Source organism: Streptomyces endophyticus, from assembly GCF_035798155.1.
Taxonomy (GTDB): domain Bacteria; phylum Actinomycetota; class Actinomycetes; order Streptomycetales; family Streptomycetaceae; genus Streptomyces; species Streptomyces endophyticus.
In genome coordinates this window covers 85525-107050 of record NZ_JAOZYC010000108.1, presented here as the reverse complement: position 1 = coordinate 107050, position 21526 = coordinate 85525, and the positions used below count along the sequence as shown (strand labels likewise).

General features: G+C 72.9%; 21 protein-coding genes. 12 read left to right on the top strand and 9 right to left on the bottom strand.

Annotated elements, in window-relative coordinates; all coding sequences use genetic code 11:
* Nucleotides 1-13: 13 nt before the first annotated feature.
* Nucleotides 14-541, top strand: a complete 528-nt coding sequence (locus OKJ99_RS16665) for an OsmC family protein (protein WP_326017014.1) — start codon at nt 14-16, stop codon at nt 539-541.
* 40 nt (nt 542-581) lie between these two features.
* Here the strand turns inward: OKJ99_RS16665 and OKJ99_RS16660 are convergent, their stop codons facing one another.
* Complete coding sequence (locus OKJ99_RS16660) at nt 582-2279, bottom strand: chitinase (RefSeq protein ID WP_326017013.1); 1698 nt, start codon at nt 2277-2279, stop codon at nt 582-584.
* Nucleotides 2280-2448: 169 nt separating this feature from the next.
* Nucleotides 2449-2949, bottom strand: a complete 501-nt coding sequence (locus OKJ99_RS16655) for a mycothiol transferase (RefSeq protein ID WP_326017012.1) — start codon at nt 2947-2949, stop codon at nt 2449-2451.
* Nucleotides 2950-3194: 245 nt separating this feature from the next.
* Between OKJ99_RS16655 and OKJ99_RS16650 the strand changes: the two genes are divergently transcribed.
* From OKJ99_RS16650 to OKJ99_RS16635, 4 genes are all read left to right on the top strand, one after another.
* Nucleotides 3195-3629, top strand: coding sequence for a hypothetical protein (locus OKJ99_RS16650; protein WP_326017011.1), 435 nt, complete (start codon nt 3195-3197; stop codon nt 3627-3629).
* A 96-nt stretch (nt 3630-3725) separates the two neighbouring features.
* Nucleotides 3726-4097 (top strand): hypothetical protein, encoded by a 372-nt coding sequence (locus OKJ99_RS16645; RefSeq protein ID WP_326017010.1) that lies wholly within the window; start codon nt 3726-3728, stop codon nt 4095-4097.
* Between the two features lie 7 nt (nt 4098-4104).
* Entirely contained in the window at nt 4105-4623 is a 519-nt protein-coding gene (locus OKJ99_RS16640) for a hypothetical protein (protein WP_326017009.1), read from the top strand.
* 22 nt (nt 4624-4645) lie between these two features.
* On the top strand, nt 4646-5014 hold the full coding sequence (locus tag OKJ99_RS16635) for a peptidase inhibitor family I36 protein (RefSeq protein WP_326017008.1): 369 nt from the start codon (nt 4646-4648) through the stop codon (nt 5012-5014).
* A 23-nt stretch (nt 5015-5037) separates the two neighbouring features.
* Here the strand turns inward: OKJ99_RS16635 and OKJ99_RS16630 are convergent, their stop codons facing one another.
* Together OKJ99_RS16630 and OKJ99_RS16625 are read right to left on the bottom strand one after the other, a co-directional pair.
* On the bottom strand, nt 5038-6270 hold the full coding sequence (locus OKJ99_RS16630; RefSeq protein ID WP_326017007.1) for a GNAT family N-acetyltransferase: 1233 nt from the start codon (nt 6268-6270) through the stop codon (nt 5038-5040).
* 173 nt (nt 6271-6443) lie between these two features.
* Nucleotides 6444-7046 carry an RNA polymerase sigma factor gene (locus OKJ99_RS16625; RefSeq protein ID WP_326017006.1) on the bottom strand — a complete coding sequence of 201 codons (603 nt, stop codon included), beginning with the start codon at nt 7044-7046 and terminating at the stop codon, nt 6444-6446.
* A gap of 152 nt (nt 7047-7198) precedes the next feature.
* Here OKJ99_RS16625 and OKJ99_RS16620 point away from each other — a divergent pair, with 152 nt between their 5' ends.
* Nucleotides 7199-8215 (top strand): MerR family transcriptional regulator, encoded by a 1017-nt coding sequence (locus OKJ99_RS16620; protein WP_407700712.1) that lies wholly within the window; start codon nt 7199-7201, stop codon nt 8213-8215.
* On the opposite strand, the gene OKJ99_RS16615 is transcribed toward OKJ99_RS16620, so the two are convergent.
* The 3 genes from OKJ99_RS16615 to OKJ99_RS16605 form a co-directional block, all read right to left on the bottom strand.
* The gene (locus OKJ99_RS16615) at nt 8190-9551 is read right to left on the bottom strand and encodes a cryptochrome/photolyase family protein (protein WP_326017004.1); all 1362 of its coding nucleotides are present in this window, start codon (nt 9549-9551) and stop codon (nt 8190-8192) included. The genes OKJ99_RS16620 and OKJ99_RS16615 overlap by 26 nt on opposite strands.
* Nucleotides 9552-9614: 63 nt before the next feature.
* Entirely contained in the window at nt 9615-11147 is a 1533-nt protein-coding gene (locus OKJ99_RS16610) for an SDR family oxidoreductase (RefSeq protein WP_326017003.1), read from the bottom strand.
* A gap of 92 nt (nt 11148-11239) precedes the next feature.
* Complete coding sequence (locus tag OKJ99_RS16605) at nt 11240-13198, bottom strand: hypothetical protein (protein WP_326017002.1); 1959 nt, start codon at nt 13196-13198, stop codon at nt 11240-11242.
* Nucleotides 13199-13364: 166 nt separating this feature from the next.
* On the opposite strand from OKJ99_RS16605, the gene OKJ99_RS16600 reads away from it, so the two are divergent.
* The 5 genes from OKJ99_RS16600 (at nt 13365) to OKJ99_RS16580 (ending at nt 18309) form a co-directional block, all read left to right on the top strand.
* On the top strand, nt 13365-13814 hold the full coding sequence (locus OKJ99_RS16600) for an ATP-binding protein (RefSeq protein WP_326017001.1): 450 nt from the start codon (nt 13365-13367) through the stop codon (nt 13812-13814).
* Nucleotides 13815-13955: 141 nt separating this feature from the next.
* Nucleotides 13956-15341, top strand: a complete 1386-nt coding sequence (locus OKJ99_RS16595) for an FAD-binding oxidoreductase (RefSeq protein ID WP_326017000.1) — start codon at nt 13956-13958, stop codon at nt 15339-15341.
* A 206-nt stretch (nt 15342-15547) separates the two neighbouring features.
* Nucleotides 15548-16840, top strand: coding sequence for a polysaccharide deacetylase family protein (locus OKJ99_RS16590; RefSeq protein ID WP_407700711.1), 1293 nt, complete (start codon nt 15548-15550; stop codon nt 16838-16840).
* A gap of 30 nt (nt 16841-16870) precedes the next feature.
* Complete coding sequence (locus tag OKJ99_RS16585) at nt 16871-17749, top strand: universal stress protein (RefSeq protein ID WP_326016998.1); 879 nt, start codon at nt 16871-16873, stop codon at nt 17747-17749.
* Nucleotides 17750-17805: 56 nt separating this feature from the next.
* The gene (locus OKJ99_RS16580; RefSeq protein WP_326016997.1) at nt 17806-18309 is read left to right on the top strand and encodes an FBP domain-containing protein; all 504 of its coding nucleotides are present in this window, start codon (nt 17806-17808) and stop codon (nt 18307-18309) included.
* Nucleotides 18310-18313: 4 nt separating this feature from the next.
* Here OKJ99_RS16580 and OKJ99_RS16575 read toward each other — a convergent pair whose 3' ends face one another.
* A complete protein-coding gene (locus OKJ99_RS16575) occupies nt 18314-19138 on the bottom strand; it encodes a family 1 encapsulin nanocompartment shell protein (protein ID WP_326016996.1) in 825 nt (274 codons plus the stop codon).
* Between the two features lie 5 nt (nt 19139-19143).
* Nucleotides 19144-20139 carry a Dyp-type peroxidase gene (locus OKJ99_RS16570; RefSeq protein ID WP_326016995.1) on the bottom strand — a complete coding sequence of 332 codons (996 nt, stop codon included), beginning with the start codon at nt 20137-20139 and terminating at the stop codon, nt 19144-19146.
* Nucleotides 20140-20461: 322 nt separating this feature from the next.
* On the opposite strand from OKJ99_RS16570, the gene OKJ99_RS16565 reads away from it, so the two are divergent.
* Complete coding sequence (locus OKJ99_RS16565; protein WP_326016994.1) at nt 20462-21502, top strand: NAD(P)-dependent alcohol dehydrogenase; 1041 nt, start codon at nt 20462-20464, stop codon at nt 21500-21502.
* Nucleotides 21503-21526: the final 24 nt, after the last annotated feature.

Sequence of the window (21526 nt, the reverse complement as noted above, 5' to 3'; positions counted from 1 at the left end):
GGAGTCCGTGGGCGTGGGGCACGCGGACTCCCCGCCCCGCCGCCCCGACACCCCGGAGGCGCTGCGCGCCGCGGAGCCCGCCTCTGGTTACGGTTCCGGCATGGCCGACTACCGCATCGAAACCGTCCGCAACGGCGACCGGGACTGGACCGCCCGCAACGACCGCGGCGCCGAGGTCCGCATCGCCCCCGCCGACAGCGAGGGCGCTCAGCCGTCCTTCACCCCCGTCGAACTCCTCCTCGCCGCGCTCGGCGGCTGCGGCGGCCTCGTCGTCGACCGCACGGCCCGCACCGTGCCGCACGACGAGCTGCGCATCACCGTCGAGTCCGTGTCACGGCCGGAGGACGATGGGCGGGTCGGCTCCGTCCGTGTCTCCTACGAGATCGACCTGCCCGAGGGGGACAAGCACGCCGCCGAAGCGCTCGAACGCGGCATCCGCATGACTCACGAGAAGTACTGCACGGTCAGCCGCACCGTCGAACACGGCGCGCGCGTCGAGGCGCTGGGCCCGGACGGCACGATGCTCTTCATGGGCGGCTGACCGGGCCGAGCCGGTGGCGGTGCGCCACCGGCTCGGCGTCCTACGGCAGCGCGTGCACCTTCGGGCCCACCGCGTTCGACCAGGCGTTGCCCGCCGTCGCGTCCCAGTTCGTGGACCAGGTCATCGCGCCGCGCAGCCCCGGATAGGTCTTCGCGGGCTTGAACGTGCCGCAGCCGGTGCCGCGCGCCAGACAGTCGAGCGCGTTGTTCACGACCGACGGGGCGACGTAGCCGCTGCCCGCGCCGCGCGTCGACGCCGGCACACCGAGCCCGACCTGCGAGGCGTCGAGGCCGCCCTCCAGCTGGATGCAGGCGAGCGCCGTGAGGAAGTCGACGGAGCCCTGGCTGTAGACCTTGCCGTCGCAGCCCAGCATCGAACCGCTGTTGTAGTACTGCATGTTGACGACCGTGAGGATGTCCTTCACGTTCAGCGCCGTCTTGAAGTACTCGCCGGACGTCGACTGCATGTCGATGGTCTGCGGCGCCATCGTCAGGACCAGCTTGCCGCCCGCCTTCGCCGACAGCTGGCGCAGCGCCTTCGACATGTACGTCGAGTTGAGACCGTTCTCCAGGTCGATGTCGACGCCGTCGAAGCCGTACTCCCGCATCAGCGCGTACGCGCTGTCCGCGAACGCCGTCGCCGAGGCGTCGCTGTTCACCGAGATGGTGCCCTTCTCGCCGCCGACCGAGAGGATCACGGACTTGCCCGCCGCGTGCTTGGCGGCGATGTCCGCCTTGAAGTCGGCGGTCGAGGCATAACCGACGGCCGGGTCCAGGTTGAAGGTGATCTGCCCGGGCGTGGTGGTGGCGTCGGCGAAGGAGACCGCGATGATGTCGTACTGCGACTGCACGTCGCGCAGCTTCTGCACGGTCGCGCCGTTGTCGAAGTTCTGCCAGTACCCGGTCAGCGCGTGCTTGGGCACGGTGCCGCCGCCGGGGTCGCCGCCGGACGTGGCGGTCCTCGCGGTCACCGCCGTGGACTTCGCGGATTCGCCCGCCGCGTTCGTCGCGGTGACCTGGAAGCCGTACGAGGTGTCGGCCGCGAGCCCGGTGACGGTCGTCGAGGCACCCGTGACGGCGGCGACCTTCGCGCCGTCCCGGTAGACGTTGTAGCCGGTCGCGTTGGAGACCGGGGACCAGGAGAGGCCGATCGAGGACGAGGTGGCCGTGCCCGCCGCGAGCCCGGTGGGGGTGGCCGGGACCACGACCGGGTCCGAGCCGCCGCCCCCGTCGGGGCCGAGGACGGACACATCGTCGACGTAGTACGCGCTCTGTCCGTACCAGCCGTGCGTGTAGATCGTCACCGAGGTGGTGTTCGCGCCGGTCTTGAAGCTCGTCGTGAGCTGCTGCCAGGAGGAGCCGCCCGGTGTCCACGTGGACACGTCGGTGGTGCCGGTGCCGCTCGCGCCGAGATAGGCGTAGCCGCCCTGCACCCAACTGCTCAGCGCGTACGTCGAGTTGGGCGACACCTTGACGGTCTGGCTGCACTTGGCGTTGTCCTGGCCCGACGGGGCGCCCTTGAGGGCCTTCGCGCCGCCGTGCACGGGGGAGGTCACGACGGAACCGCTGCCCGCCGTGCACGTCCAGTTGCTCAGGTCCGACTCGAAGCCGGCGTTCTTGGCCACGTTGACGTCGGCGGCCTGCGCGGGCGCGGCGAGCGTGGTGACGCCGAGCGCGGCGGCCGCCACGACGGCGAGTGCGAGGCCGGGTCTGCGTCTGCGATGGCGTGCACGGTCCACGGGGAGCCTCCTGGGAAGAGGTGGGGATGCTGCGGATGTGAACGGTGGCCACCGCTGTGTGCGCCAAAGTTGGTTCAGACCAATGGAGTTGTCAAGACCTCCGGCACGCACGAGAACGGCGCCGGACGAGAGGTCCGGCGCCGTTGACGAAGAGGGAAGGCTGACAGGGTCAGCTCAGTCCGCGCAGGTAGGCGGCCTGCCCCACGTGCTGCAGGTCGTCCGAGAGCACGCTGATGAGCCGGACCCCCAGCGTCACCGGCGGATCCCAGCCCTCGTCGACGACGCGGTCGAGGTCGGCGTCCTTCAGGCCGCCGAGGTACCCGAGCGTCTGCTCGTGCACCGCGTCGTAATAGCCCACGAGAAGGTCGCCCGAGGCGACCCGCACCTGGCCGACCTGTTTCGGTGTGTGTCCGTACCCGGTGTCCGCCTCGGCGAGCGGCAGATCGAACCGCTCCGCCCAGCCGCCCGCGAGCCACACCTGCTGGAGTCCCGCGGCATCGGCGACATGGTCGTCCTGAACACGGGTGAGATGCCAGATCAGCCAGGCAATGGAATTCGCCGTGCCCTCGGGGCGCTCGTGCAGCGCGTCGACGGAAAGCCCCTCGACGGCCGCGTGCACCTCCTCCTGAATACGGCTGTAACCGTCCATGAGTACGTCATGTGAGCGCATGCGTGCAGTCTCTCCGACGCGGGGGATTTCGGCCAACGAGCGCCGTGAATATGCCCGGAGACTGGCGTGAAAGCCATGGTGACTCTGTTTCCCAAGTGCCGATACTTGACAGAGGAACGGTTGAACGTTGTTCCTAGGCGGCGTCCCGCGGGCCAATTGCCCGGGCAATTCTCGCCGTTGCGGTGGATCACTGATCGTTTGGCACAACAGTCAATGCAGTCGGGCGCCAGGCAATGGGGGAGACCGTGCACGACGAATTCCTGTGCCATGTCACCGCGTACGGAATCTGCGGCGGGCGGCGCGTGGGTGTTCCGCTCGGCACATATCGCGCCCCCACCCTCGCGCTGGCCCTGTGGTGGCTGCGCGACCGGGCCATGTGGATGGCCGAGCGCCTCGACCCGCGCCCCGGCCTGAGCCACTTACCCGAGGGTGCGCTGACGCCCGTGGCCGAGGACGCACCCGACGTACCGGAACAGCTGCGGACCTGGTGCGCGGACCCGGACCAACAGGAGAAGGTCGCGGAGGAATTGGCCTCCGGGCGGCTCGTCAGGATCGCGACACGCGACGACACCACCGAGTACGAACTCCTCGCCGAGTCCGTCGACGCGGTCCGCATGGCCCGCACCCAGCCGCGCTGCCGCGGCCCGCGGCGGCGCGTTACGGTCACCAATTGTCACTGACAAGAGTGACACGGCGCTTGATCGCGCCGACTCCGGGGCAGTCTGATCACGCTCAGTAAGAACGATCACTCCGGGGTCACCGAAATGAAGCCCTTCATGAAGCACAGATCCGTGCTGCTCGCCCTCGCCCTCCCACTCCTCGGCGGCGCCACGACCGCCCTCGCACCCACCTCCTTCGCCGCGCCCGGCGCCGTACCGCCCGGCCAGGTCTGCTTCTGGACCGAGATCGGCATGCACGGCCAGGCGTGGTGCTACGGGCCGCCCGGCTACGCCGACGCGGAGAACGGGACGGCGCGCCACGCCGCCTCCTTCGACTCCCGCGTCGCGGGGACCGTCTACGCCATCAGCTACACCGCGACCGGTTGCGTCTACCGGGAGATCAGGCGCGACGACTACTCCGAGAACTGGGAGTGGGCCGGAAAACTCGACGGCGTCTCCGACACCACCATGGGGTGCGAGCAGGGCTGAGCGCGCCATGAACCGCCGAACCCGCGCTCTCACCGTCCTCGTCTGCGCCCTGCTGCTCCCGCTCGCGGGCTGCGCCACGGAGCACACCAACAGGACCGCCCGCACACCCGACGACACCATCAGGGCCGCGACCCTGGCCCTCACCGACCGCTGCCTCACCCGCCAGGGCCTCACACCGCCCCGGCCGGGAAAGCGCCCGGCGAACCGGGCGGAGGAACAGCGCGTCGCGGCAGCCCTCTTCGGCAGTCCGCCCGCCGAACTCTCCCTCACCCTCGCGAACGGCATCCCCGTACGCGCCCACACCGACGGCTGCCTGGCCGCCGCCCAACGCACCCTCTACGGCGACCAGAAACGCTGGTTCCGGGTGTCGACCGTCGTCAACAACCTCAAGCCCGAGGCCGCCCACCGCGACCTCAGCCTCGCCTCCGTGCGCGCACGGCACCGCGCCGAACTCACCGACTGGCAGCGCCTGCGGGCCCGCGCGCTCGACGCGTCCACCCGCGTGCTGCACACCCCCACCCACTGACCCAGCAAGGAGAACAGACCTCATGAAGCACCCGATCGCCCTGGTCACCGCCGCGGTCCTCGCCCTCGGCGGCGCCGCGCTCCCCGCCACCGCCTTCGCGGCCCAGTGCCCCAGCGGAGAGTTCTGCGCCTGGACCGACGCCGACTACAGCGGAATGCGCTGGAACTGGTCGGGCGACGACCACGACTGGGAGGACGGCATCCAGGACGTGGACTCCTCCTGGGCCAACCACGGAATCTCAGGACCAGGCATCAAGGACCACGTCCAGGTCTACGAGAACCCGGGCCTCCTCGGCCTCGGCACCGTCTGTCTCGCGCCCGGCCAGGAGATCCCGTCCAACGGCTGGGCCAACGACAGCGGCGACTCCCACACGTGGAAGATGGAGTGCTGAACTCCCGTATCAGTGACGTGAGTTCAGAACGTGTCGCCGGTGTGCGGCACTAGCTCCGTGCGCAGCGCGGCGTCGAGCATCGACGCCGCGCCCTGCGTGTGCTCCGCCACCAGACCCGCGCGCACCAGCGCCGCCACCGGCGTCGCCGCCATGTACACGGTCGCCAGGTCGCGGGCCTCCAGGCTCAGGTCGGGCGCGTCGTCCGTGGGCGCGTACGAGAAGCCGTCCGGCGAAGCGATCAGACGGAACGTCCCCGCGTTCGCCGGGAGCCGCGCGTCACGGACGGCGAGCACCACATCCACGGGCGCCGCCCAAGCGCGGGCCGCGAGCGCCGCGCGCACATCCACCAGGCGCACCCACAGCGCCGGTTCGACGCTCTTGACGCCCACCTGGTCGCGGTCCGCCGCGAACAGCAACAGGGGATCGTCGAGGGGCCTGCCGTGTGCGCGCACCGTGCCGGTCAGGTCGATGTCCGCGAGATACCGCCACAGCGCCGCCGCACCCTCCGGCGTGTCGGCCTCCAGCTCCTCGACGCTCACCAGGCCCGGCACGTCCCTGGCCCAGTCGCCCGACTTGGTCCGGTAGATCGCGTAACCGGCGAGCGGGTCGCCGAGCGTCACCACGCGCGGCGGCGACAGGTCCTCGTCCTCCTCGTCCTTGCGCGTCAGCCACTGCTCGCGCCACCACGCCTGCGTGCGCGCGTGCCGGCCCGCCCGCGGCCCGCGCGTCGTCTCGAAGTACGGCGCGAGCACGGCGGGCACCGAGTCGGTGTCGAGCAGGTGCAGCGGACGCTCGTCGGGCGAGATGCGCAGCGCCAGCGCGCGCCGCGAGTCGATCTCCACGGTCGCCCCGTACGTGCCGGGGCCGAAGCCGAACCGGCCGTAGATCGACGCCTCCGAGGCCCACAGCGCGGCCAACGGCGCGCCCTGCCCGGCGCAGCGGGCGAACAGCTCGGCCATCATGGCCGACAGCACGCCGCGCCTGCGGTGCGTGGGTGCGACCGACACGTACGAGAGGCCGGGACAGGAGAGGTCACCACCGCCCGGCACGGAGACGGTGAAGGGATGCGCCGCGGCGAAGCCGACCAGTTCTTCGCCGTCGTACGCGCCGATCCGCAGGCAGCCGGACAGCGTCCGCTGTTGCTGCTCGCGGCGCTCGTCGTCGGGCGACTCGTGGAAGACGAGACAGGCGAGCGCCAGGGCTCGTTCGATGTCGGACTCGGGTACGTCGCGGAGGCTGACGGAACCAATGTTCATGATCATCGACTGTAGTGGCGCCCCGCCCGTACCCACCTCAGCGGCACCGACTCCGTTGAGGTGGGCGGGCGGCGGGGTCCGGGCCGCCCGTACATGTGCGGCCGTGTTCGTGCGCCGCACACCGGAGCTTCGGCCCGAAGGGCGCGTACGGATGCATCAGAGGCCGACGAATCTCACCCGCGTTCGCCCCGGCCGCGCAGCCGGTCGCCGAGGCGCCGCATGCCGCGCCGGGCATGACTCTTGACCGTGCCCAGCGGCCAGCCGGTGCGGGCGGCGATCTGGGGTTGCGTCAGGTCCTCGTAGAACGTGAGGCACAGCACCGTGCGCTGCGTGCTCGGCAGGCGCGCCAACTCCTGGGACAGCATCAGCCGTTCTACGACCGCGTCCATGCCGGCGTCGCCCGCGGGTTCGCGGCCGACCGAGACCGCGTGCCGCCCGGCCGCCGCCTCGACCAGCGCCGCCCGACGGCTCCGTGCGGCGAGCGCGTCCGCGACCCGGTGCCGCGCGATCCCCGTCAACCAGGCGGACGGAGGCCCCAGTTCGGGCCGGTACCCGTACCGGCCGCGCCACGCAGCGAGGAACACCTGCTGCATCACGTCCTCCGCCTCGCAGCGGTCGCCGAGTGCCCGCTGCGCCAGGCCGCGCACCAGCGGCGCCCACCGCCGGTACACCTCGGCCAGGCAGGCGACGTCACCCGCGGCGAGTCCGGCCGCCAGGGCGGTCTCCGACGCCTCGCGCGGATCGACGTCCCGCGTCGGCGACCCTGGGATCCTCAATGCCCCGTCAACTCCTCGAAACGATCCTGAACTCGACCGGTGATGGCCAGGACCGGACGCGCGCAGCGCTCGCCGGGTCACGGCCCGGTCATCCTGGAAACGACTCCCGCCGCACGACAACCCGCATCGGTTGTGCGTCGTATCGTGGGCCGATGGACGAGGGGCAGCACGCAAGCGACGTGGCACGGTCACATGCGGCACCACAGGAAGCGGGCGTCACCACCGGAGCCCTCGCCAGGCGGCTCGGGGTCTCCCCGACGACCCTGCGCAGCTGGGACCGCCGCTACGGGCTCGGGCCCGCGCAGCGCTCGGCGGGACACCACCGGCGCTGGACCGCCGATGACGTCGCGGTCGTCGAGGAGATGTGCCGGCTGACCACGACGGGCCTGCCGCCCGCCGAGGCCGCGCTCCTCGCGGGCAAGCGACTGGCGACGGAGCCCACCGGGCTGCCGCTCCAGCGCCCCGCACCGACCGCACCGGCCGAACTGATCGCGTCCGCCTCGCCGGCCACGCTGGAGCGCCAGTGCCGGGGCATCTCCCGCGCCGCGACCCGCATGGACGCGCCGACCGTGCAGAACCTGCTGACCGAGGCCGTGGCGCAGCACGGCCTGGTCACCGCCTGGCAGGACGTGATGGCGCCGGTGCTGCACGCGGTGGGCCGCAAGTGGGAGGAGGCGGGCGACCGGTACGTCGAGGTCGAGCACCTGCTGTCCTGGCACGTCTCGCGCACCCTGCACCGCGCCGCCGCCCCCACCGAGTCCACCCTCGCGCTGCCGCCGCTGGTCCTCGCCTGCGTCCCCGCCGAACAGCACGTGCTCGCCCTGGAGGCGCTCAGTACCGGGCTGAGCCAACTGGGCGTACCGCAGCGGATGTTCGGGGCGGCCGTGCCCGTCGAGGCGGTGTCGGCCGCGGTGCGCAGGATCGGTCCGCGCGTCGTCGTGCTGTGGGCGCAGGCCCGCTCCACCGCGAGCCTGCCGCTGGCCCGGCACCTCGCCGAGACGCAGTGGGGCGTGCGCGGCGCCCGCGGCAAACCCGCCGTGATGCTGGCCGGGCCCGGCTGGGCGGGGCGCGGGGTGCGCGGCGCGCTGCACCCGGTGACGCTGCCGCAGGCCCTCGACCAGATCGGGCGCCACTACCCGGAGGTCAGTCGAGGTTCCGGGCCCGCTTGAACCGGGCCAGCCCGTCCGGCAGGTGCACGATCGGGTCCGGATAGTCGCCGAGCGCGGCCCGATCGAGGCCGGCCGCCTTCCACGGCGTGTGCACCGCGGAGCCCTCGACATCCGCCAACTCCGGTACCCAGCGCCGTACGTAGGCGCCGTCCGGGTCGTAGCGCTTGGCCTGGGTCAGCGGATTGAGCACCCGGTTCGGGCGGCTGTCCGTGCCGGTGCCCGCCATCCACTGCCAGTTCAACTGGTTGTTCGCGACGTCGCCGTCCACCAACAGGCTCAGGAAGTGGCGCGCGCCGACCCGCCAGTCCACGTACAGCGTCTTGACGAGGAACGACGCGGTGAGCAGCCGGCCCCGGTTGTGCATCCAGCCCTCGTGGCGCAGCTGCCGCATCGCCGCGTCCACCACCGGGTATCCCGTACGCCCCTCCTGCCACGCCTCGACCTCCCGAGGTGCCCTGCGCCAATGATCGTGCTGCGTGCGGTAGTCGGCGTGCGCGGCGTCGGGGCGCGCCGCGAGCACCTGGTGGTGGAAGTCCCGCCAGGCCAGCTGCCGTACGAACGCCTCCGCGCCGGGGCCGCCCGCCGCGCGCGCCCGGTGCGCGGCCTCGACGGGGCCGATCGTGCCGAAGTGCAGATGCGGGGAGAGCCGCGACGTGGCGTCGCCCGCCAGGTCGTCGTGCCGGTCCTCGTACGCGCCGATCCCCGAACGCAGCCAGGAGGTCAGAAGCGCCCGGCCCGCCCGTTCCCCGCCCTCGGCGAGACCGGGCGACACCCCCGCCACGTCCGCCCGCTCGGGCAGTACCTCGCCGCCGACGCCGTCGGGCACCCGGACCGCGCGCGGCGCCCGCACGACGGCCCGCGGCCCGTGCCGGGCCCAGTGCCGGTGGTAGGGCGTGAACACCGCGAAGTGGTCCCGGGCGTCGGGCGTGACGGCGCCCGGCGGAACGCAGGTGACGACCCCGTCGTGCGCCACCAGATCGCAGCCGAGGCGGCGCAGCGTGTCCCGCAGCCGGTCCTCCCTGCGGTGCGCGTACGCGGAGACGCCGCCCGCCACGTGCACGGCGCACGCGTCCGTCTCGGTCACCACCTTCGCCACCTCGTCGACCACGGCGCCCGAGCGCACCACGAGCCGCCCGCCCCGCTCCCGCAGACCCGCGTCCAGGTCCCGCAGACAGTCGGCGAGAAACGCCTCCCGGTTCGCGGCGAGGAACCCGGCGACCCCCGTGTCCCGGACGAACAGCGGCACCACGGCGTCCGCCGCGGTCAACGCCGCCCGCAGCGGCGGGTGGTCGTGCACCCGGAGATCGGAGGTGAACAGGACGACGTGGACACGCACGGAAGGGCTCCTGATGGAGAGGGAGGGGCAAGCAGGCTGTGTCAGGCCTTCCCGGCCGACGGCTCACACGGATGCACCGTCACCCGCACGGGGCGGGGCGCCCCCGTCGGACCCGCGCTCGGCCGTGGCCGCGATATTGCGCGCCATCCCGCCGAACACCACGGAGTGGAACGGCGCCACGCTCCACCAGTACGCCTGGCCCGCCAGACCGTGCGGATGGAACAGCGCCCGCTGGCGATAGCGCGAACGCCCGCCGTCCGCCGCCTCCACGGACAGCTCCAGCCAGGCCAGACCCGGCAACCGCATCTCGGCGCGCAGCCGCAGCAGCCGCCCCGGCTCGATCTCCTCCACCCGCCAGAAGTCCAGCGAGTCGCCGACCCGCAGCCGCGCCGCGTCCCGCCGCCCGCGCCGCAGCCCCACGCCGCCCACCAGCCGGTCGAGCCACCCGCGCACCGCCCACGCCAAGGGGAACGAGTACCAGCCGTGCTCCCCGCCGATGCCCTCCACCACGTCCCACAGCCGCTGCGGCGAGGCCTCGACGAGCCGCTCCCGCTCGTCCGTGTAGAGGCTGCCGCCCGCCCAGTCCGGGTCGGTGGGCAGCGGATCGCTGGGCGCGCCCGGCAGCGCGGCCGACGACCAGCGCGTAGCCACCTGCGCCTCCTGGACACGGCGCAGCGCCAGCCGCACCGCCTCGTCGAACCCGATCGGGGAACCCGGCGGATACGCCGCCCACTCCTCGATGTCGCGCTCGTGGCAGACGACTTCGTGGCGCAGCGACTCGGTGAGCGGGCGGGCGATGGCGGCGGGCACGGGCGTCACCAGGCCGACCCAGTGGCTCGACAGGCCGGGACTGAGCATCGGCACCCCGACCACGACGCGCCGCGGCAGCCGCGCCACCGCCGCGTACCGGAGCATCATGTCGCGGTAGGTGAGCACGTCAGGACCGCCGACATCGAAGGAGCGGGACACCTGCGACGGCATCGCCGCGCCGGCCACGAGGCAGCGCAGCACGTCGCGGACCGCGATCGGCTGGATCCGGGTGTGCACCCAGCTCGGCGTCACCATCACCGGCAGCCGTTCGGTCAGATAGCGCAGCATCTCGAACGACGCGGAGCCCGAACCGATGATCACGGCCGCCCGCAGCACCGTCGTCGGAACGCCGGAGGCCTGGAGGATGTGCCCGACCTCCGCCCGCGAGCGCAGATGCGGCGACAGCTCCCGCTCGGGCACGCCCGCGGGCGTCAGGCCGCCCAGATAGACGATCCGCCGCACCCCCGCCCGGCGGGCCTCCTCGGCGAACGACGTCGCCATCTCCCGGTCGGTGCGCTCGAAGTCCCTGCCGGTGCCGAGCGCGTGCACCAGGTAGTACGCGACGTCGATGCCGCGCAGCGCGGCGCCGAGCGAGCCGCGATCCGTGACATCGCCCCGCGCCACCTCGACGTCGCCGGCCCACGGATGATCCCGGAGCTTGGCGGGGGAACGGGCCAGGCAGCGCACGTGATGACCCGAGGCGAGCAGTTCCGGCACCAGGCGGCCGCCGATGTAGCCGCTCGCCCCGGTGACCAGGCACCGCTGCCCGGCACGTTCTGCGGTCATGCGTCTCCCTCGCTCGCCCCCTGTCCACCACCGTCCGCCCCGTGACCGACTTCCGCATCAACAGGGCAGGCGGATGCACCAGGTCCGAACCGTCAGGGCCGCTCGGGTGGCACCTCCTTCAGCCGCTCCCCGGTGTCGAGGCGGGCCGCCACCCGGACCGTGCCGTGTTCGGGCGCGCGGACGGCCAGGGTGCGGCCCTTGTGGGACGCGGTCACCGCGCCGCTCGCCTCGATCCGGGTGACCGCGCGACTTCCCGCCGCCAGGAGGTACCAGTGCCCGTCCGGCGACTTCCACCGGGTGTCGGCCACCACGTGCTGGCCGAACCGGCTGCAGGCCGCCGTGGCCCGGGCGCGGCCGACCAGGTGCGCCGGTTCGGCGGCCGCGGCGGGTGCGCGCAGCAGGAGAGCGACATCGCCAGGACCCCGCCAGGTGGAGGCGCGTACGCAGGACCACACCGCGCGGCCCGCGTCCTTCGGCAGCCGCTGCTCGGCGAAGTCCCACGCGTTCACGGCGCGCACGGCGCCGCCCCGCCACGGCTGGAGCCGGCAGGCGGTGCGCGCCCAGGCGACCAGCGCCTGGCTGCCGGTGGCCTCGCGCGGCTGCCGGGGCGGCGGCGTGCCGTGCCCGGGCGGCGGGGTGTACGTGAGGTGCACGGGCGAGAGGCCGCCGAGGTCGGCGAGCAGGAACGAGTGGTTCTCCACGATGCGGGGCGAGGACCGCAGTTGGAGCACGGGGCGGCGCGCGCAGCCGTCCGCAGGCGCGACGGGCACGGGGTCGGTCACCCCGTCGTGCGACACCTCCAGCGGCCGTCCGGGAGTGTCGGGCCGCAGCAGGTCCCGGGTGGCCGCCTCGGTGATCCACGGTGCCGTCAGATAGCGGGCGGAGCCGTGGTCGCGGGTGAGGACGACGGCCGCCGCCGTGGTCACGTCGGCGTCGTCGACCCGGGCCAGGGCGAGGCCGGCGGGGCCGTCGCCGTCCGGTGCGGTGTAGCGGGCGAGGCGTTCGCCGTCGCTGAGGAGGACCACGGTGCGGCCGTCGACATCGCCCGCGAACAGCAGTTGCGGGGCACGGGGCGGTGCGTCGGCGGGCGTGTCCGGGGTCCTGCTGACGCGTACGGCGCCGGAGGGTTCGGCCCACGCGTCGAGCGCCCGGTCCAGCAGGGAGGTGTCCCCGCTCCGGTCGCCGCGCGCGGGCCAGGCCGTGAAGTCGACCCGTGAGGTGTCGGCCCAGCTGTCGCGACCGGCCCGGGTGAGGTCACCGGCGACGGACGAGGCCCGGACCGGGTCGCCCCCGCCCGTCGTCTCCCGGCGCGGCGCGGAGTCGGGGGTGAGCAGTGCGGCCGCGGCGACGACGGCGACGGCCCCGACCGCGAGGGCGGCACGGGTCCGCCGTGCGCGGCGCAGCAGGTCCGTCGGTCGCGTCTGCACCGAGCAGGCGTCGAACTCCTGGGAGCGCAGCAACGCCGCGGCCGCGGGCCCTGCTTCGGCGTCGAGCCCGACGGACTCCCGCACGGCCGAGCCGGCATCCGCCACCCCGGCAGCGGCCAGCAGCGCCGTCGCCCGGTCCGCGCCCATCGAGTCGATGTGCCGGAGCACGAACGCGGCGCGCGCGGCGGCCGACGCGCCCGCGAGCGCACGGACGAGCGCGACCTCCTGGGCGCCACCGGCCCGCGGAAACAGCCGCAGTCCCCAGACCACGGGGAGTCGGGGCAGCAGGGTACGGGGAGGCGGCAGCGCGCCGGGCCAGCCGGTCGGCCGGTGTCCGACGGACAGAGCGGCCCGCAGAATCCGTACGCGCAGCGCGTCGGTGGCGGTGTCGGCGGCGCCGTCGGGGACGCGGGGCCCGGGCACGAAGGAAGCCCGGCGCCCCGGCAGGGAGCGCTGCACGGCGGTGTGGGCCAGCAGCACCCGTCGGTGGCGGGTGAAGGCGGCGGGGAGCGTGAGGTAGGCCAGGCGTACCAGGCCGGTGTACTCCTCGAGCAGGGCCGCCTCCGCCTGGTCAGTGGCTATCCGTGAGCGGGGGATAATGCTGTCGCGGCGAAGCTGGGGCATGGCAGGCCTCTCCCGGAAGCGCGAAGGGACGCGGTGTCGTCCTTCAAACGACGAGCGGGGGTGTCGGTCACCCCGTTGAATCCGGCAGGACTGCGTGGCCTGAAGCGGGGTATCAGCAGGCTGCGGGTGTCCATCGCGGAGTCCTGCAGGCGTGAAAGAGACATGAATGACCGAGTACATGGACGGGGCAGTGATCCCCACCGGTTTCGACGAGGTAGTCGGGCCACTGATGCAGGCGACCCACTACGCGGGCGACGAGGGGTGCCTGGCGGACGCGCGCAGGTTCGCCGACGTGTTCCTCACGCGGCTGCGCCAGGAGTGGTGCGTCGAGCTCGACCCGCGCACGGCCGGGGACGTCCTGCTCGTCGTCAGCGAATTGATCACGAACGCGGACCGGCACAGCGCGGGCCCGTACGTCCTGGAACTCGAGGGAACGTCACGGCACGTCGCCGTCACCGTCTACGACAGCAGCGCCGCCGTGCCGGTGCGCTTCCCGCGGGACCCGACACGCGTGGGCGGGCACGGCCTGGAGATCGTGGACGCGCTCGCCGCCGTCTCCGTGGAGCAGGTGCCGGTCGGCAAGCGCGTGCGCGCCGTGCTGACCCTCGCCTCCTGAACGACCCCCGTCTCCTGGGCGACCCGCGCCGTGTGGCGGCGCGAGGCGGTGTTCCATGATGGTGTGCCTGACCCGTGAACGCGCCGGTCAGGGACATCCGTTCAGGAGGACGACATCGACACCGCAGACACGAGGAGCACGGTGGGCGAACTCGCCGCCGCGCTCCCGGACAGCACCCTCGTCACCGACCCGGACGTCCTCGCGTCCCTCGGCCGAGACGACGCCGAGTGGGCGCCGATGGGCCGGCCGCTCGCCGCGGTGCGCGCCACGTCCGCCGAGGAGGTCGAGTCCGTGGTGCGGGCGTGCGCGGCCCGGCGGATACCGGTCGTGACGCGGGGCGCGGGCACCGGCCTGTCCGGCGGGGCCAACGCCGTCGACGGCTGCCTCGTGCTCGACGTGTCGAAGATGAACCGCATCCTGGAGATCGACACCGAGAACCTGATCGCCGTCGTCCAGCCCGGCGTCGTCAACAACGACCTCAAGGCCGCCGTCGCCGAGCACGGCCTGTGGTACCCGCCGGACCCGGCCAGCGCCCCCTGGTCCACGATCGGCGGCAACGTCTCCACGAACGCGGGCGGCCTGTGCTGCCTCAAGTACGGCGTCACGCGCGACTACGTCCTCGGCATGGAAGTCGTCATGGGCGGACCCGCGGGGGAGTACGGCAGTCGGGTCAGGCTCGGCCGGCGCACCACCAAGGGCGTCGCGGGCTACGACCTGACGAGCCTGTTCGTGGGGTCCGAGGGCACCTTCGGCGTCATCACCGAGATCACGCTGAAGCTGCGGCCCGCGCCCGCGGCCGACCCCCGGACCGTCGTCGGCAACTTCGACAGCCTCGTCGCCGCGGGCGCCGCCGTCGCCCTCGTCACGAGCCGGGGCCTCGCCCCCGCCGCCCTCGAACTCCTTGACCGCGCCTGCATGGAGGCCGTGGAGAACTGGAAGCACCTGGGCATCGAGCCGGGTGCGGAGGCGATGCTGCTCGCCCGCATCGACGCCCCGGGCGACGCGGGCGAGGCCGAGGCGAGCGCGGTGGCCGCCGCCTTCGAAGAGACGGGGGCGCTGTGGGCCGAGCAGTCCACCGACGCCGTCGAGGCCGAGGCCCTGTTCGACGTGCGGCGGCTCGCGTATCCCGCGCTCGAGCGCCTCGGGCCCGTGCTCACGGAGGACCTGTGCGTGCCGCGGTCCGCCGTGCCGCAGATGCTCGCCACCATCGAGAAGATCGGGCGCAGGCACGGCGTGCGCATCGCGACCATCGCGCACGCGGGCGACGGCAATCTGCATCCGCTCCTGATCACCGAGCCCGGTGACGAGGCGGAACGCGTCGCCGCGCAGGCCGCCTTCGAGGAACTCCTGGAGGCCGCGATCGCGGCGGGCGGCACGGTCACGGGCGAGCACGGCGTCGGCCTGCTCAAGCGTGGCGGCATGCGCAGCGAACTGGGTCCCGCCGTCTGTGCGTTGCAGCGGGCCGTGAAGGAGACCCTGGACCCGCTGGACCTGTTCAACCCCGGCAAGGTCGTCGGCGAGGACTGAGACCCCGACCTCCTGGCAGCCCACTGTGGGGCAGCCCTTTGCGCGGCACGCCGTCCCAAATGAGGCAATTGTCCGTTTATCCGCCCTACGGTGCGGGGGTCGGTGTCCGTGCGGGGGGACGCACAACGCCCCCGCCCGGGGCGCGGATTGGGTTGCCCATGGAGTTCGAAGAAGCCGGTCGGTCCAGTGGAATCAGTCGCAGACGCGTGGCACGTCTGGGTCTCGGCGCCGGTCTCGGCGCCGCGGCCGGGGCGCTCGCCGGCTGCGGGACGAGCGGCGGCGAGAAGGAGAGCCGGCCCCCGGCAGGCCCCGCCCGCCATCCCGAGCGCCCCGCCAAGAAGAAGGCGCTGCCCCAACTGATCGGCGACGGCTCGACCTCCTACACGGGCCGGCAGCCCAAGCAGCCCCCCGCACCCACCGCCCTGGAACCCGGCCAGACGCCGCCGCAGTTCGTCGTCTTCTCCTGGGACGGCGCGGGCGAGGTCGGCAACGGCCTGTTCCCCCGCTTCCTCGAACTTGCCCGGCAGCACGACGCCCGCATGACCTTCTTCCTGTCCGGGCTCTACCTGCTGCCCGAGGCGCAGAAACGCCGCTACCAGCCGCCCGGCAACCCCGTCGGGGCCTCCGACATCGGCTACCTCAGCGACCCGCACCTGAAGGAGACCCTGCGCTCCGTCCACCAGGCGTGGCTCGACGGGCACGAGATCGGCACCCACTTCAACGGGCACTTCTGCGGCGGGGCCGGCTCCGTCGCCAACTGGAGCCCCAAGCAGTGGCGCAGCGAGATCGAACAGGCCCGCACCTTCGTCAAGTCCTGGCGCACCCACACCGGCTGGCACGACCAGCCGGCCCTGCCCTTCGACTACGACAAGGAACTCATCGGCGGCCGCACGCCCTGCCTGCTCGGCCAGGAGAACCTGCTGCCCGTGGCCCGCGAACTCGGCTGGCGCTACGACGCCTCGTCGCCCGGCGGCCTGCAGCGCTGGCCGGACAAGCGGCACGGCATCTGGGACCTGCCGCTGCAGGGCATCCCGTTCCCCGGCCACGGCTTCGAGGTCCTCTCGATGGACTACAACATCCTCGCCAACCAGTCGCAGAACTCCACCCGCGCCCCGGCCCACAACTATCCGGGCTGGCGCACCCAGGCGACACAGGCGTATCTCACCGGGTTTCAGCGCGCGTACGAGACCAACCGGGCGCCCTTCTTCATCGGCAACCACTTCGAGGAGTGGAACGGCGGCATCTACATGGACGCCGTCGAGGAGGCGCTCAAGCGGATCGCCGACAAGGCGGGGAGCGGCGACGTCCGGCTCGTGTCCTTCCGGCAGTTCGTCGACTGGCTCGACGCGCAGGACCCCGCCGTCCTCGACCGGCTGCGCTCGCTCCAGGTGGGGGAGCGTCCGGCGGGCGGCTGGAACCGGTATCTGCGAGGGTCGAAGAGCCCCGCGACGCCCGGTACGACGAGTAGAACGGGCGCTCCCGGACAGACAGCTCACTAGAAGAGACCGGACAGACGAGGAGGCGGTGCGATGACCCGGCCCATCACCGCGGGAGTGGACGGATCCCCCGAGAGCGCGGCGGCGGCAGCCTGGGCGGCGCGTGAGGCGGAGCGGCGCGGACTGCCGCTGCGCCTGGTGCACGTGGGCGAGCCGGCCCCCGACAGCCTGGTGCTCGCCGCGGACGAGTCGGCGCTCACGCAGTGGGCGGGAGATCTGCTCGCGGACGTCGAGCACGAGATCGCCGAGCGCCACCCCGGGCTCGCGGTCACCACCGACGTCCTCGACGGGGGCGGGCCCGCCGAGTCCCTGCTGGCGGCCGCGCGCGACGGGGAGTCCCTGGTGCTCGGCTCGCGCGGGCACGGCGTGATCGTCGGCTTCATCGTCGGCTCGGTCGGCCAGCAGGTGATCGCCAAGGCGGAGCGCCCGGTCGTGCTCGTCCGCGCGGCCGACGCGGCGCCGAGCGAGGCGAGCGCGCGCGACGTGATCGTCGGCCAGGAGGGCGAACCGGAGGACAGCGCCGCCGCGATGGAGTTCGCCTTCACCACCGCACAGGCCCGCGGCGTGGCCGTGCGCGCGGTGCGCGCGTGGAGCCTGCCGCCGGTGTTCTCCTACAGCCCCAGCTCGTTCGCCCTGCTCGACGACGCGGGCGGCATGGAACCGTACGAGAGGAAGGCCCTCGGCGCCGCGCTCGCTCCCTGGCGCGAGCGCTTCCCGGATGTGCCGGTCCGCGAGCACGTCGAGATCGGCAGTGCGGGCCAGGTGCTGCTCTCGCTCGCGCCCGAGTCCCAGCTGCTCGTCGTCGGCCGCCGCGCGCGCCGCACCGCGATCGGCTCCCGCATCGGCTCGGTCGCCCACGCGGTGCTGCACCACGCGCCGTGCCCGGTGGCGGTGGTCCCGAACACCGGCTGAGCGCTGCGCGGATATCCGGATGCATGATCGGCGAGCGGCTTTGTAAGGTCCATGATGTGGAACCACTCAGCGACAAACAGATCCGCTCGTCCTTCGTGAACTGCACCAAGGGTGAGGCGACCCGTATGCGGCTGCCGCTCGACTTCGCCGAGCTGCCCTGGCACGACCTGGACTTCCTCGGCTGGGTGGACCCGGGCGCGCCGCTGCGCGCCCACCTCGTACGCCCCACGCAGGACGGGCCGGTCGGCATCAGCCTGCGCGTGCCGCAGAGCGGGCGCACCAGCGCGATGAAGTCGAGCCTGTGCCAGATCTGCCTCACCGGACACGCCTCGTCGGGCGTGTCCCTGTTCGCCGCGCCGCTCGCCGGGGCCCGCGGCCGCGACGGGAACACGGTCGGCCTGTACGTCTGCGCCGACCTGGCCTGCTCCCTGTACCTGCGCGGCAAGAAGCAGCCGAAGCTGCGCGCGGGCCGCTACGAGGAGTCGCTCACGCTGGACGAGCGCGTGGACCGGGCCCTCGGCAACCTCGACGCGTTCGTCGCCAGGATCCAGGGAAGCTGAGGGCTCAGGCCTTGAGCGCGACCACGGCCTCGTCCGTGTAGGGCAGGAACGTCAGGGTCTGGTGGAAGTACAGCTCGATGCCGCGCCCGTCGTGCCCGCTGTAGCCGATCGCCAGATCCTGGCCGAGCCGCAGCTCGAAGTCGCCGCCGCGCTTGGACAGGACGAACGCCCCGTTCAGCGCCGGCGCCCAGATCAGCTCGCCGTCCAGGATCCGGCCGAGATGGTTCGCGATCGGATAGCCGTGGTCGGAGGTCTCGCTGACCGCCGTGTACGCGTCGGCCCCGAGCAGCAGCGCGTACGGGCCCGCCACGCCGGCGAGGCGCAGCGCGGTGAGCGCCCGGCTGATCGTGTCGGGGTAGTCGCGGGGCTCGGCCGGCAGGCTCAGGACCGGGTTCGAGGTGCGTTCGCGCAGACCCTCGATGCCCGCCGCCGCGTACCCGTCGAAGATCGCCTGGTCCTCCGCGTAGGCCATGGCACGCGCCGCGTCCTTCACCGGCTGCCAGTCGGAGTCCTTGGCGCCGCGCTCCACGTCGTCCACGGCCTCCCGGCTCACCGTGAACGGCACCCGCAGCTCGACCAGCGGCTGCACGCCGCGCAGGCGGGCCGTCACGCCCGGCGCGGGCGGCGCGATCTCGGCGAGGTGCCCGGTGCCGACGGCCGAGAGGTCGGCGCCGTCCGGTCCCGTGACGTCCACGACGCGGCGGCCCGCGACATGGCGCTGGAAGGTGCGCGACGCCTCCTCCTCGATCTCGGCCCAGGCGGCGGGCGTGATCGGGGCGAGCTCGCGGTGCAGATTGTTGCTCGGGGTGGGGTTCGGGGCGGTGCTCATGGTCTTCAGGCTCCTTTGAGGCTGCCGATGCCGAGGGAGCCGACGGCGGGGTCGGCACTGGCGGCGCCGGCCGGCGGCTCGGGCAGGTCGTCGAGGAAGTCGGCGCTCGGCACGTGGAACAGGCATCCCGTGACGGCGGTCGAGAAGTCGAGGATCCGGTCGTGGGTGCCGGGCGGGTCGCCGAGGAACATGTTGCGCAGCATCCGCTCGGTGACGTCCGGAGTGCGCGCGTAGCCGATGAAGTACGTGCCGAACTCGCCCTGGCCGACGCTGCCGAACGGCATGTTCTCGCGCAGGATCTGCCGCTCCGTGCCGTCCTCGTCGACGATGGTGTTCAGCGCGACGTGCGAGTCGGCGGGCTTCACGTCGTCGTCCAGCTCGATGTTCGCGCTCTTCGTGCGGCCGATGACCTTCTCCTGCTCGGACGCGGGCAGCGCCTCCCAGGCGGCCATGTCGTGCACGTACTTCTGGACGATGACGTAGGAGCCGGCGCCGAAGTCCGGGTCCTCCTCGCCCACGAACACGGACTCCGCGGCGGCCCGCCCGGTCGGGTTCTCGCTGCCGTCCACGAAGCCGAGCAGATCGCGGTCGTCGAAGTACTTGAAGCCGTGCACCTCGTCGACGACGGTGACGGCGGAGCCGAGCCGGCCGATGATCACGCGGGCCAGCTCGAAGCAGAGGTCCATGCGCCGCGCGCGCAGATGGAAGAGCAGGTCGCCCGGGGTCGCGGGGGCCAGGTGCCGGGGCCCCGCGAGCGCCTGGAACGGGTGGAGTTCGCGTGGCCTGGGGCCGCTGAACAGGCGGTCCCAGGCGGTCGAGCCGATGCCGACGATGCAGCCGAGGGCGGCGTCGCGGTCGCGGAAGCCGACGGAGCGGCTCAGCCCCGACAGTTCCTCGAGCGTGTCGCGCACAGCGGGTTCGCCGCCCGGCGCGACCGTGACGACCAGGAAGACGGCGGCCTTCGCGGGCGGGGTGAGGAGGACGGGTTGGGGTTCGGCCACGAGTGCTCCGATGGCGAGGGAGGGCGTCAGTTGGCTGTTGTCACCATATGGGCTGTGGCGGCTCGTGGCACTCGCGCCCGAAAAGAGCGTTATAAAGCCTAGATGAACTGATGTGTCCGACCTCACGTCGGACCCCTGCCGAACCGGCGTCGGGCACCGGCCGAATGCTGTTAAACTTTGAACCAGGCCCCGACCGTTCTCCCCCGTACGGTCGGGGTCCTTTTTTGTGCGGGCTTTTGTGCGGGCTTCTCTGTGGGCGTGCAAACGGTGGGTGCCTGGGGTTGCATGGGGTGGCGGGGGTCAGCCACGAAGGAGCCCGAACATGAAGGCACTCCAGTACCGAACCGTGGGAGCGGCGCCCGAGGTCGTCACCGTCCCCGACCCGGAGCCGGGTCCCGGGCAGGTTCTGCTGAAGGTCACCGCCGCCGGCGTGTGCCACTCCGACATCGCCGTGATGAGCTGGCCGGCCGAGAGCTTCCCCTATGAACTCCCGCTGACCCTCGGGCACGAGGGCGTCGGCACCATCGCCGCACTCGGCGCCGGGGTGACCGGCTTCGCGGAGGGCGACTCGGTCGCCGTGTACGGGCCGTGGGGCTGCGGCGCCTGCGCCAAGTGCGCGGAGGGCAAGGAGAACTACTGCCTGCGCGCCGACGAGCTCGGCATCCGCCCGCCCGGACTCGGCGCCCCCGGCTCGATGGCGGAATACATGATCGTCGACGATGCGCGGCACCTGGCGCCGATCGAGGGCCTCGACCCCGTCGCGACCGTCCCGCTCACCGACGCGGGCCTCACCCCCTACCACGCCATCAAGCGCTCACTGCCCAAGCTGGTGCCCGGCTCGACCGCCGTCGTCATCGGCACCGGAGGTCTCGGCCACGTCGCCATCCAGCTGCTGCGCGCCATGACCGCCTCCCGCGTCATCGCGCTCGACGTGTCCGAGGAGAAGCTCGCCCTCGCCCGGTCCGTCGGCGCCCACGAGGCGGTCCTGTCGGACGCGGCGGCCGCGGAGAAGGTCAAGGAGCTGACCGGCGGGCGCGGCGCCGAGGCCGTCTTCGACTTCGTCGGCGTCCAGCCCACCGTCGAGACCGCGGGCGCCGTCGCCGCCGTCGAGGGCGACGTCACGATCGTCGGGATCGGCGGCGGCACCCTGCCCGTCGGGTTCGGCGCGACGAACTTCGAGGTCAACGTCACCGCCCCGTACTGGGGCAGCCGTGCCGAACTCATCGAGGTCCTCGACCTGGCCCGGGCCGGCGCCGTCGCCGTGCACACCGAGACCTTCTCGCTCGACGACGCCCCCAAGGCGTACGAACTGCTGCACGACGGCAAGATCAACGGACGCGCGGTGATCTTGCCGCACGGCTGACACCGGAGGGGCTGTACGGGCTGA